This window comes from Arcobacter sp. (assembly GCF_050300555.1).
GTDB lineage: Bacteria > Campylobacterota > Campylobacteria > Campylobacterales > Arcobacteraceae > Arcobacter.
In genome coordinates this window covers 1-12,368 of the sequence record NZ_JBNKXY010000002.1, presented here as the reverse complement: position 1 = coordinate 12,368, position 12,368 = coordinate 1, and the positions used below count along the sequence as shown (strand labels likewise).

The window sequence follows — 12,368 nt, the reverse complement described above, 5'->3', positions numbered from 1 at the left end:
CGTACCTAATTTAATGCTTGTGTTAAATCTTCAATTAAATCTTTTGGATCTTCCAATCCAATAGAAAGCCTAACTGTTGTTGGATTAACACCTGCTTTTGCAAGTTCCTCTTCGCTCATTTGAGAGTGAGTTGTAGAAGCTGGATGTACAATTAGTGATTTACTATCACCAATATTTACAACTACACTAAATAGTTTTGCACTATCAATTATTTTTTTAGCTGCTTCATAAGACTCAGCTTCAAAAGATAATAAACCAGATGCTTTACCACCTTTAAAATATTTTTGTGCTTTTGCATAATCTGCATTAGACTCTAATCCTGGATAATTTACTGATTTTACTTTTGGATGAGATTCTAAAAATTTTGCAACTTCTAATGTACTATTTGAGTGTTTTTCCATTCTTAAAGATAGAGTCTCAATAGTTTGAAGTAATAACCAAGAGTTATGTGGAGATTGTGCTGCTCCAATATCCCTTAAAAGTGCAAGTCTGATTCTTAAACAAAAGTTTGGAAGTGGAACATCCACATAAACTAAACCATGGTATGATTCATCAGGCTGTGTAAATTCTGTATATTTAGAAGCATTTTCTTTAAAAAATTCTGCTAATCCATCTCTTTCTACAATAATTCCACCAATAGCACTTCCTTGACCATTTGTATATTTTGAAGTAGAGTGAACAACAACGTCAACTCCCCATTTAATTGGGTTAAACAAATCAGCACTTGCAACTGTATTATCACATACAGTTAAAACACCTTTTCTTTTAGCAATTTCAACTATACCTTCAACATCAGCAACAGCTATTTGCGGGTTTGACAATGATTCAAAGAAAATAGCTTTTGTTTTATCATCAATTTGTTCTTCTAAGTTTGAAGCATCTGATACGTTAAATACTCTAGCTTCAATACCAAATCTTTTAATTGTATGAGTTAAAAGTGTAACTGCTCCACCATAAAGTTTATTTGAGATTAAGATATTATCTCCTGCACTTGCTACATTTGCAATAGCATAAAAAATTGCACTTTGCCCAGAAGCTACACAAATAGCAGCAGCTCCACCTTCAAGTTGTGCAAATCTTTGTTCTAATACATCAGTAGTAGGATTCGTAAGTCTTGTATAGATTGAACCTAACTCTTTAAGGGCAAATAAATTTGCTGCATGTTCTGCATCTCTAAATGCAAAAGCAGTAGTTTGAGCAATAGGTACATTCATTGTTCCCCATCCCTCTTTTTTGTTATAACCAGCGTGAATTGCAATTGTATCTTGTTGCATATTTATTCCTTTTTGTATATCATATTAAATTATATAGTGAAATTGTAATATATTTTTTATTCAATGTCAAGTAATTTAATAATGATTAATTTACTTTGGTTTTATAAATTCTTTAGAATACCTATTTAAAGGTACTTGTAAAGTTTAATAAAATTGATTTTTAATTTGATATTAATCTTGATAAAAACACTATAGTTTATGAAAAGAGAGAAAATGGATATTAAAAACATATTTGACAATATTAATGTTGACAAAAATAATGAAGAATTTATAAAAATATTAAGAGATAAAAATATCAGAGTAGAAAGAATAGTTTCAAATGGTCAAATAAGTGATGAAAATTTTTGGTATGATCAAGATGAAAATGAGTTTGTATTACTTTTAGAGGGTGAAGCAATTTTAGAGTTTGAAAATGAAGAAATAACTCTTAAAAAAGGTGATTTTATTGATATAAAATCAAGAACAAAACATCGAATAAAATATACTTCCTTAGATAAGCCAAGTATTTGGTTAGCTATTTTTTATTAGTGATTTAATGGAAGTATAATTGTAAATTCTGCACCTTGAAATATCTCTTTCTCATAGGGAAAGTTGACATTTCTTGCTGAAATTGTTCCTTTCATACTATTTACTATTAGGTTATAAGTCATATGAAGTCCCAAACCTGTTCCTTGGGATTTATGTTTTGTTGTAAAATATGGTTCAAAGATTTTCTTTAGAGCCTCTTCTAAGATTCCACCACCATTATCTCTGAATATTATAGTTACAAAATTCTTATCAGCTTTTTGGATGATTTGGATATATTTTTTTTCTTGATTTTTATGGATAAAGACATCTTTTGAATTATAAAAAAGATTTATGAAACATTGAATAAGTTCATTTTGGAAACCATTAATAAGTATCTCTTCATCAGATATTAAATCAACTTTTATATTATGTTGTTTGATGATTGAATCAACAAGTATTAGGAATTTTTCTGTCTCATTTTTTAAGTTAAACTCTTTTGATTGGGTATCACCTTTTGCATAGTTTTTAAAATCATCAATTGTTTTAGATAGATATTGAGCATAATTATTAATAGCAGTACAAGAACTAAAAAAAGACTCATCACTTAATATATTATGCTCTTTTTGAAGTATCATTCCTGTAGATGAAGCTGATATAGCTGCTAATGGTTGTCTCCATTGGTGAGCAATATTTGAAAGCATCTCTCCTAATGCTGCCATTTTTGATTGTTCAATTAACATCTTTTCTTGATTTTTCAATTGACTTATATCGATAAAACTTGATATTCGCAATTTTTTGTTTTTTATGGTGTACCCTTTAACCAATGCAAAAAATTTACTTCCATCTTCTCTTTTGATAATTGCTTCGTAGGGACTTGAAATATCTATTTTAAGATATTTTGCAACATTGTTTTTTGATTCACTGCTAACAAATTCGAGGATATGTTTACCTATCATATCTTTTTTTGAGTCAAAGCCTAAAATATCTAAGGCACTTTGATTTACATCTACACAAATACTGTTTTTAGAAATAATTAAACCTTCCATTGTTGCATCAATTAATTCATGGAACTCTTTAATTGATTTTTTTAAAAAGAATTGTTTATATAAGAAAAATATAATTAAAATAGATGAGATAATGAGAATTCCAAAAATCAAACTATAATCTGTTTGTTTTTTGTATGTGATAGAAACCCATTTATTTAAAATATTTTGTTTTTGCTCTGCATTTAGACTCTCTATTGTTTTATTTAAAACACTTAAAAGTAAAAAGTCATCTTTTCTAACAGCAACACCATGTTCTGAAACTTCATCTATCTTCGCTGCAATTTTAAGTTCGTCAAAATATTTATTTTGGAAGGTATATTCAATGGTTGCTATGGTACCCAAATATCCAAATAACTCTCCATTATTAACTTTTTTAAGTCCATCATCAATATCTTTTACATCTACTATATTTAAATAAGGGTATTTATCTCTCATAATTTCAGCAAAGGCATAACCCTTTGGGATTCCTAATTTTTTATTTTTTAAAGTAGAGATATCATTTATAAATGGAACATTTAGTTTAGTAACTATTACTAATGGAAGTTTTAAATAAGGGGTTGTAAAGTTAAACCATTTTTCTCTTGAAGGTGTTTGAGCTGCTAAAGATAAAATATCACAAACTCTATTTTTAGCAAATGATAGTGACTCTTCCCAAGTGTTTGTTGGAATGACTTTGAATTTAATATTTAATTTTTCACTAAATATTTTAAAATATTGAGCACTTAATCCAATATGTTTATTATCCTCAAATTTTTCAAAGGGCATCCAATTGGGGTCAATACACATAGTAACGCTTTTTTTATTTTTTAGGTAATTTTTTTCTTCTATTGATAGATTAAGGGGAGAAAAATTATAGATGATTTTATCAAAGTTTATATTGCCTTTAGCTAGCCCTAAAAGTTTGTAAACATCATATATTCTTTCTATTTTACGTTTATCTAAAACTCCTATTTTATTAGTTTGATTATAGGCAAGTTTTTTTAGCTCAGTTGCTTCATATAGAAGGGCATTTCTACTTTTGTTTTGAGTGTTATATTTTTTTAGAATGATATCAACTGTCTCTTCAATATTTGAAAATGCGTATTCCCATCCCTTTAGTGAAGCATAAGTGAAATTTTCTACTTCTTTTGGATTTTTATTTAGATAATTTTTACTTGTAATTAAAATATCATTATAAAAATCAAAACCATAATCCTTTGGATTAAAAATTATTGGTTCTCCTCCAAGTTCTTTTAGAACAAAGGGTTCATTTGAAATATATGCTGCTAATAAGTCCGTCTTATTATTAAGTAAATCTTTTACATTGAAAGAGGGTTTTTGCATAGTTATATTATTTCGATTGACCCCTTGAGAAAACATCATAGAAAGCAATGAAGCATCACTATTTAAATCTCCTGTTGACATTAATCTTTTGTTTTTAAAGTCTTCCAGTGTTTTTATTCCAGATTTTTTATCTGCAAGTATTACTAAAGGTGAAGATTGGTAAATGGCAGCTAAAAAGTATATTTTTGAACCTTTTGATATATCTATTAAAGAAGTTGGTCTAGCAATAGCATATTCAGATTTTTCCAATACGGTTTCATTAACCATATCAATTCCATCTTTCCACTCTTTTATATTTACATCTAATCCTTCTTCTTTATAAAAACCTTTTTCTTTTGCCATAATAAAGCCTGCAAATTGAAATTGATATTTCCATTGGAGTTGTAAAGATATTTGTTTTAATTCATCAGAAAAAAGTGGAGAAAAAAATAGCGTTATTAAGAGGATATATTTTTTAATGTTCATTTATGTTCTTCTATAAATTTGTCTGTGTATAATAACTTTAAATAAATAATAATTAAATAAAGAATTGGTAAAGATATTTAAATTTAAAGATTTTGTAAAAGTTATAGCTTTCTTTTTTCAAAACATAAAAAGTGTATAATCCAAAGCATAAAGATAAAGGCATAGTTTGAAAATAGCAATAATAGGAGCAGGGGCAGCGGGAATAATATCTGCTATCACTGCCAAAAGACTAAACAAAAATTTAAAAATAGACCTCTTTGATAATAATAATGCAATAGGCAAAAAAATACTAGCAAGTGGAAATGGACGATGTAATATCTCCAATACAAATGCAAGAGTAGAAAACTATATAGGAGAGAATCCAGAGTTTGTAAAATATGCCTTAAAAGAGTTTGATTATAAAGCCTTTGAAAAGTTTTGTAAAAGTATCGGACTCTTACTTGATATAAAAGAGACAAACAAAGTATATCCCCTATCAAATGAAGCAAAATCAGTAGTAAATTTGTTAGAGAATGAACTAGAAAATTTAGGCGTAAATCTAATCCTAGAGACAAAAGTAATAGATATACAAAAACAAAATAATAAATTTATAATAAAAAGTGAAAACAAAGAGTTCAAAGATTATGACAAAGTATTAATAAGCTCAGGACTAGGAGCAGCACCACAACTAGGAGCTAGTGAAGATGGCATGAATATAGCCCAAAAACTAGGACACACCTATAACCTAACTTACCCCTCACTTGTAGGACTTCATACAGATTTTGAACAAGCTTCAAGAATACAAGGGATAAAAAAAGAGGCAAATGTATCTTTGTATCTTGATGGAAAAAAAGAGTGTGAAATATATGGTGATGTACTTTTTACAAAATATGGTCTATCAGGATTTGCCATTCTAGACATCTCACAACATGCAGTTTATCCCCTAAGCCTTTACCAAGATGTACAAGTATCAATAAATCTTTTTCCAAATATCAACAGAAATGAACTACTAGGACAAATAGAAAACCTATTTAAAACCTTACCAAACGCAAATGCAGTGTTACTTCTAACAGGAATAGTATCAAATAAACTAGCCCCAGTAATATGTCAAATAAATGGCATAGATAAAGAGGCAAAAGCAAAAGATATAAATGCCAAACAAATAAGAAGTTTAATAAATACTCTAACAAACTGGAGATTTAAAATCACAGACACCCAAGGCTTCAAACACGCAGAAGCCAGTGGAGGAGGAGTAAGAACTGATGAGGTGGATAACAAAACTTATGAGAGTAAGAAAGTAGAGGGATTATATTTAGCGGGAGAGGTTTTGGATGTAGTGGGAAACAGAGGTGGGTATAATCTGCATTTCGCGTGGGCAACAGGATTCTTAGCTGGACGAAGTCTAGCGAAATAAAATAGTAACTTTTGTCAAATTTCGGCGTTATCGTCGAAATTGAAACAGTCACATACTTTAGTATGCTCCCATTCCAATTTCTCCTCTGGCCTTGAACTTTAATAAAATTTACTATTTTAGGATTCAAATGAAAAAGTTAAAAGATAGATATATAATTCCAATTTATAATATTGATAAAACAGAAGAGTTTGATTATAGAAATAAAATAGGGGATATAGAATTTAATATACAGATAAAAAATTATGGTGATAGTTTTTATTGTAAAGATTTAGAAAAAATTCTTGAAACAGATAATAAAGAGTCATTAATGAATTTTTACAAAATAATTGAAGAAAATTTAGAAAGAGAGATAGGTATATTTAGAACTTCAAGTTCAAAAACTTTATTGATAATTGATTTTATAACTAGTGATATTGAAGGGAATAAAAGCTCAATTGAATATTTTGAAAATAGTTCAAAAGTTTTTAATTATTCAATACTAAAAAGGTCTATATTAGAAACTCTTCATCTTGTTTTACCTTATGGACTAGGATATTATAAATATGTAAGTAAATCTTTTAACAGCAATGTCGCTTTAAAAGCTTTTGGAGGTATTACAAAGTTTTTTGGTGATTTAGAAGTACACACTTCTCATATAAAACCATATACATTTTCTCCTTTAGTAGATGTAAAATTAATGAGATTAAAAAATGAGGACTATTCAGAATTTGAAAATATTTTTAATAGAATATATGATTTAAATATTCAAAAAGACAACCAATATTCGAGAATTTTAAAACAATCAATTGATTATCATATACTTGCAAAAACTTTTTTAAATAATGAACAAACTTTTGCAATTTTAATGATTGCAATTGAGGCAATGTTTAAACAATATCAAAATGAAAGTTTACAAAAATACATCAAGGAAATAGGAAAACTTTTATCTAATAATATAAAAGATAGAGGTAGAATGGAAAAATCTTTTCATAATTTTATCCCTCTTCGAAATGATATTGTACATGGTGATGAATATTCATTAGAAGAACTTAGTAAAAATCTTTTAGAACTTTATAAATATGTAAGACAATGTATCCTAGAAATATTAGAGATAAATGAAAAAATATCTTTAAATAATTATTATATAGATTTATTTGATGAAATTGAAAAAAGGTGGAAAAAGAAAATTAATTTAACAAAGAAGCAATAAGAAGAAAAAGTGAAGACATTTAGGTCTTCAAGATAAAATTTTCTATAAATTATCTAATCCTAAACTCATAGCAACAGCTGAACAGGGACATAAACCTTTGAATTCTTTTGTTTGTTTTATTTCATAAGGTAGATTTTCTTTGTCTTCTATTTGAAAGCCATTATTTAAAAAATATTTTTCAGCGGTTGTTGTGAGTAAATATATTTTTTCTAGCTTCATTTTAATAGCGTTGTTTAACAAAGTTGTTAAAAGCTTATTTCCGATTTTTTCATTTCTTAGGCTTTTATTCACAACAAATGAACGAAGTAATCCTACTTTGTTATACTTTTCTAAACCAATTGCACCTACAATTTTATTTTCATTTTTAGCAAGAATAAAATTAGCAAAATGTACATCAATATCTTCATAAGGCAATTCATTCTCTTGAAGTAATAATTTTACATTTTCTAAATATTTTATTTCGGATGGGATTAATTCAATTTTATTTTTCATTAAAATAATTCCTTAGATTAATTTTTGTTTTAACAAAATCAAAGAAGTAAAGAGAACTTATTAAAACCTATCTTTTAAAATTACTACTTTCATAATCTTCTCAAGTTCAAAGTTACCATTATTTGTATAAATCAGACCATCTTCAAATTTTAAAACCTTAACATCTTTAAAACTTTTTTCTTCATAATTAAAGCAGACAAAATTCTTATCTTCTATAGCTTTTAGCAAAAATCTTTGTTCTATATTCATTTAATCCTCACTTACGATAATTTAATCCTTATGAAGTAATTATTATATCACTAATAAGTTTTGTATGAGTTTTACTTTTATTTAAAATTTGTATTTACCCATTTAATTTTAGTTATTATGGATTTAAATATTGTTAAAATATTGCAAATTATTAGGAGCTAGCAATGATTTTTGAATCAATTCCATATTTTCAAGAAATAATAACATTAAGTATAATAGCAGTTCTCATGGCAATAAGCCCTGGTGCAGATTTTGTTATGGTGACAAGAAATAGCATTTTTTATAGTAGAAAAGCAGGGTTATATTCAGCTATTGGAATAAGTATAGCTATATGGGTGCATGTTGCATATTCTATTGCAGGTCTTGCTCTTATTATCTCTAACTCTATTATTTTGTTCTCTATAATTAAATATCTAGGTGCAGCATATTTGATATATATTGGTTGGAAAACATTTACTTCAAAATCATTAGCTGATGTGAATGAGAGTAAAAGTGATATTGATTTGTCAAGATGGAATGCCTTTAAAATTGGTTTCATAACAAATGTATTAAATCCCAAAACAACAATCTTTTTTTTGAGTATCTTTACTCAGTTGGTTACTGTAAACACGCCATTATGGTTACAAATAGTTTACGGAACAATTATCTCTTTTGCACATCTAATTTGGTTTATATCTGTAAGTTTTTTATTCTCCCATCCTATGTTATTGAGAAAATTTACCCAATACAAAAAAGTGGTTGAAAGAGTTGTTGGTTCTGTGTTAATTGCTTTTGGATTAAAAGTAGCTGTTTCAACTAATAATTAATAAAAAGCTTTTTATTAATTGTTAGTTTTTGAATCTTCAGGAATCTTATCTCTTCCCCTTTTATAGAAAAAAAAGTATAACATATTATAATAACAGATATATTTTGACTTAGGATTTATTTATGGATAATACAAAAATTGTACAAGAACCACAAACTCAATATGAAGAGAAATTAGCACAAGAAAATTATAATATTAACGTTGCATTTTATATCCACCTAAAAGAGTATAACAATAGTGTTCGTGATGAATTAGAAAAAAGATTAAGTGAAGTATTTTTATTTTCTAAAGGTGTTGAATGGAAATTTGATAGTTTTGGTATAGAAAAAGCAGGTTCAAGGGGGAAAGATATTTTAGGGTATTTTATTTTTAGAACAGCAAATGTAAGTGACCTTCAAAAGTTATTTACTAAAGAGTTTGCTGATTATAAAAATGCCACAAAGATTACTTGTTCAGTTGCTGAATATAAAAAAATTGATGAGAAATTTTTTGAAGTAGAGTTGTAAGATAGAGAGTCCTATCTTACAAAGATGACACATATTTTACTATATCCATAGGTTTTTGAGCTATAAAATCAGCTCCCGCATCTATTAGTTCTTCTATTGGTCTAAATCCCCAAGATACGCCTATACTTTTCATATTTGCATTTTTTGCAGTTTTTATATCTGTTGCAGTATCACCTATAAAAATCATATCTTCAATATTTGTGTTTAGTTTAGTAGCAATCTCTATTGCCATAGTTGGGTCTGGTTTTTTAGGAACATCAATTTTTTGACCATGAATTTCTTGAAAATTAAAATTATTAAATAGATTTTCCATGTATTTTAAAGTAAATTTATGGGGCTTATTTGATAAAACTGCTTTTTTAATATTTAATTCTTCAATTTTCTGTAACATCTCATAAATACCTTCATATGCAAAGGTATTATTATGAGTATTTTGTTCATATATTTCTATAAAACTTTTTAGTACATTTTGTATCTCTTCTTCTGTAGAATTATAAGGCATGGCATTTTTTACTAAAACTAAGGCACCATCGCCTACAAAGTAGTTATATTTTTCTATTTTATGGCTTGGATAATTATGTTTTTCTAAGACTTTATTCATGCTAATTGCTATGTCTAAAAGTGAATTTATTAGTGTTCCATCAAGATCAAAAATGAGTGATTTCATAATTTATTTTTCCTAAACTTTTTTAATGATTTTACATTAAAAAACTAAATAAAAGATAAGGATAAAATAATAAAATACGCGTGATTATAAAACTTAATATAAATAGAAAATAAAATTTAGTTATTTTATTTAAAGTATCTATAATATTTAGTTTTTAAAAAAGTGTGTAATAATAGAACTAAAATCTTTTTTTTTATATTCAATATAAGGAAAAATTAATTTTAAGACATTTTAAACATATTTTGTGAGAAACTTATCAAAATAAAATTTTTAAACAAACAAACGAAGGGAAAAGAGATGAAGGCATCTGATTTATTTGTAAAAGCCTTAGAAAATGAAGGCGTTGAGTACATATTCGGTATTCCAGGAGAAGAGAACTTAGATTTTTTAGAATCACTAAGAACTTCTAACATAAAATTAATTTTAACTAGGCATGAGCAAGGTGCAGGATTTATGGCTGCGACTTATGGAAGATTAACAGGAAAAGTTGGAGTTTGTATCTCTACTTTAGGGCCAGGGGCTACTAACTTTGCAACAAGTGCAGCTTATGCACAACTTGGTGGTATGCCATCACTAATGATTACAGGGCAAAAACCAATTAAAAAATCTAAACAAGGTAGATTCCAAATTATTGATATCGTAGGTATGATGAAACCTATGACAAAATATGCAAAACAAGTTGTAAACGCAAACAATATCCCATCAATGGTTAGAGAAGCATTTAAACTTGCAACTGCAGAAAGACCAGGCGCTGTTCATATTGAATTACCAGAAGATATTGCTGAAGAAGAATCATCTACTGATTATTTATATCCTGTACAACATGTAAGATATCCAAGAGCTGATAAAACTACTATTTTACAAGCGGTAAGAATGATTGAAGCTGCTAAAAAACCACTTATTTTAATTGGTGCTGGTGCAAATAGAAATAGAATTGGAAACGCATTAACAGATTTCGTTAATGATTCTGGAATCCCTTTCTTTACAACTCAAATGGGTAAAGGTGTAGTTGATGATAATCACAAATTATGTTTAGGTACTGCTGCATTATCTGCAAAAGACTTTATTCACGCTGCAATTGAAACTGCTGACTTAATTATCAATGTTGGTCACGATGTAATTGAAAAACCACCTTTCTTTATGGAAGAAGGTCCTGATGCTTGTAAAGTTATTCACTTAAACTTTTTCCCTTCAGAAGTTGATCCTACGTATTTCCCACACTTAGATGTTGTTGGTGATATTGCTGGAACAATTGAAGAGTTAAATAGAGCTTTATCTCCTCAACCACACTGGGATTTTGATTTCTTTAAATTAGTTATAAAAACAATCAATGTTAGATTAACTAAATATTTTGGTGATATGAGATTTCCAATTTTACCTCAAAGAGCTGTAAAAACTATTAGAGATATCTTAGGCCCTGAAGATATTTTAACACTAGATAATGGTGTATATAAAATTTGGTTCTCAAGAAACTATAAATGTGCTAGACCAAACACATTATTGTTAGATAATGCACTTGCTACAATGGGTGCTGGACTTCCTTCTGCAATGGCAGCTAAGATGGTACATCCTGAGAAAAAAGTTGTTACTGTTTGTGGTGATGGTGGATTTATGATGAACTCACAAGAACTTGAAACTGCTGTTAGACTTGGATTAGATTTAACAGTTGTTATTTTAAATGATAATGCCTTTGGTATGATCAAATGGAAACAAGCAGGTATGGGATTTGATAATTTTGGGCTTGATTATGGTAATCCTGACTTTGTAAAATATGCAGAAGCATATGGTGCAACAGGTCACAGACCAACTTCTTGTGAAGAGTTTACAGAAACATTAGATAAATGTGTTAATGGAAAAGGTGTACATATTATTGATTTAGCAGTTGATTACTCTTTAAATCATGCTATTTTAAATGATCTTGTAAAAAATGCTGAGACATTATTAGAAGGAGCAGAGTAATGAGTAAAACAATAGAAGTAACATCGCCATTTGATGGAAGAGTAGTAGGGAGTGTACCATTTAATAGTGTAGAAGAAGTAGAAGCAGCAATAAACCTAGCAAGTGAGACATTTTTAGATACAAAAAAAGCATTGCCAGCATATAAGAGAGTAGAGATACTAGAGAAAGTAGTAGAAATAATGTCGTCTCAAGTAGATGAATTAACAAAACTATGCGCAAGTGAAGGTGGTAAACCATGGATAGACTCACAAGTAGAAGTACATAGAGCAATCAATGGTGTAAAACTAGCAATCGAAGCATTGGGTGCAAGAGAAGGTAAACAAATAGCTATGGGACATACTGTATCTAGTGCAAATAGAATAGCATATACCTTGAAAGAACCAATCGGTGTAGTAGCTGCAATTTCAGCATTTAATCACCCACTAAACCTAGCAATCCACCAAGTAATTCCAGCAATTGCAGTTGGTTGTTCAGTAGTAATAAAACCAGCAAC

12 protein-coding genes are annotated in these 12,368 nt (G+C 28.3%); 7 read left to right on the top strand and 5 right to left on the bottom strand.

Annotation, left to right across the window (positions count from 1 at the left end; translation table 11 throughout):
• Positions 1–5: 5 nt before the first annotated feature.
• Positions 6–1,274 carry an O-acetylhomoserine aminocarboxypropyltransferase/cysteine synthase family protein gene (locus tag ACQY5W_RS01670; protein ID WP_428023201.1) on the bottom strand — a complete coding sequence of 423 codons (1,269 nt, stop codon included), beginning with the start codon at positions 1,272–1,274 and terminating at the stop codon, positions 6–8.
• 213 nt (positions 1,275–1,487) lie between these two features.
• On the opposite strand from ACQY5W_RS01670, the gene ACQY5W_RS01665 reads away from it, so the two are divergent.
• Positions 1,488–1,802, top strand: coding sequence for a cupin domain-containing protein (locus ACQY5W_RS01665; RefSeq protein ID WP_428023200.1), 315 nt, complete (start codon positions 1,488–1,490; stop codon positions 1,800–1,802).
• Here ACQY5W_RS01665 and ACQY5W_RS01660 read toward each other — a convergent pair.
• Positions 1,799–4,615, bottom strand: a complete 2,817-nt coding sequence (locus ACQY5W_RS01660; RefSeq protein WP_428023199.1) for an ABC transporter substrate-binding protein — start codon at positions 4,613–4,615, stop codon at positions 1,799–1,801. The genes ACQY5W_RS01665 and ACQY5W_RS01660 overlap by 4 nt on opposite strands.
• A 166-nt stretch (positions 4,616–4,781) precedes the next feature.
• On the opposite strand from ACQY5W_RS01660, the gene ACQY5W_RS01655 reads away from it, so the two are divergent.
• Together ACQY5W_RS01655 and ACQY5W_RS01650 are read left to right on the top strand one after the other, a co-directional pair.
• A complete protein-coding gene (locus tag ACQY5W_RS01655; protein WP_428023198.1) occupies positions 4,782–6,008 on the top strand; it encodes an NAD(P)/FAD-dependent oxidoreductase in 1,227 nt (408 codons plus the stop codon).
• A 127-nt stretch (positions 6,009–6,135) separates the two neighbouring features.
• Positions 6,136–7,197 (top strand): hypothetical protein, encoded by a 1,062-nt coding sequence (locus tag ACQY5W_RS01650; RefSeq protein WP_428023197.1) that lies wholly within the window; start codon positions 6,136–6,138, stop codon positions 7,195–7,197.
• A gap of 42 nt (positions 7,198–7,239) precedes the next feature.
• On the opposite strand, the gene arsN2 is transcribed toward ACQY5W_RS01650, so the two are convergent.
• Positions 7,240–7,689 carry an arsenic resistance N-acetyltransferase ArsN2 gene (arsN2, locus tag ACQY5W_RS01645; RefSeq protein ID WP_428023196.1) on the bottom strand — a complete coding sequence of 150 codons (450 nt, stop codon included), beginning with the start codon at positions 7,687–7,689 and terminating at the stop codon, positions 7,240–7,242.
• Positions 7,690–7,749: 60 nt separating this feature from the next.
• Complete coding sequence (locus tag ACQY5W_RS01640) at positions 7,750–7,938, bottom strand: hypothetical protein (RefSeq protein ID WP_428023195.1); 189 nt, start codon at positions 7,936–7,938, stop codon at positions 7,750–7,752.
• 164 nt (positions 7,939–8,102) lie between these two features.
• On the opposite strand from ACQY5W_RS01640, the gene ACQY5W_RS01635 reads away from it, so the two are divergent.
• Together ACQY5W_RS01635 and ACQY5W_RS01630 are read left to right on the top strand one after the other, a co-directional pair.
• Positions 8,103–8,744, top strand: coding sequence for a LysE family translocator (locus ACQY5W_RS01635; RefSeq protein ID WP_428023194.1), 642 nt, complete (start codon positions 8,103–8,105; stop codon positions 8,742–8,744).
• A gap of 121 nt (positions 8,745–8,865) precedes the next feature.
• The gene (locus ACQY5W_RS01630) at positions 8,866–9,249 is read left to right on the top strand and encodes a hypothetical protein (protein WP_428023193.1); all 384 of its coding nucleotides are present in this window, start codon (positions 8,866–8,868) and stop codon (positions 9,247–9,249) included.
• A 16-nt stretch (positions 9,250–9,265) separates the two neighbouring features.
• Here ACQY5W_RS01630 and ACQY5W_RS01625 read toward each other — a convergent pair whose 3' ends face one another.
• Complete coding sequence (locus ACQY5W_RS01625) at positions 9,266–9,916, bottom strand: HAD family hydrolase (RefSeq protein WP_428023192.1); 651 nt, start codon at positions 9,914–9,916, stop codon at positions 9,266–9,268.
• 297 nt (positions 9,917–10,213) lie between these two features.
• Between ACQY5W_RS01625 and ACQY5W_RS01620 the strand changes: the two genes are divergently transcribed.
• Both ACQY5W_RS01620 and ACQY5W_RS01615 read left to right on the top strand, forming a co-directional pair.
• A complete protein-coding gene (locus tag ACQY5W_RS01620) occupies positions 10,214–11,875 on the top strand; it encodes an acetolactate synthase large subunit (protein ID WP_428023191.1) in 1,662 nt (553 codons plus the stop codon).
• Positions 11,875–12,368 (top strand): aldehyde dehydrogenase family protein (locus ACQY5W_RS01615; RefSeq protein WP_428023190.1); only part of this gene is annotated, 494 nt, incomplete at its 3' end. The genes ACQY5W_RS01620 and ACQY5W_RS01615, both read left to right, overlap by 1 nt.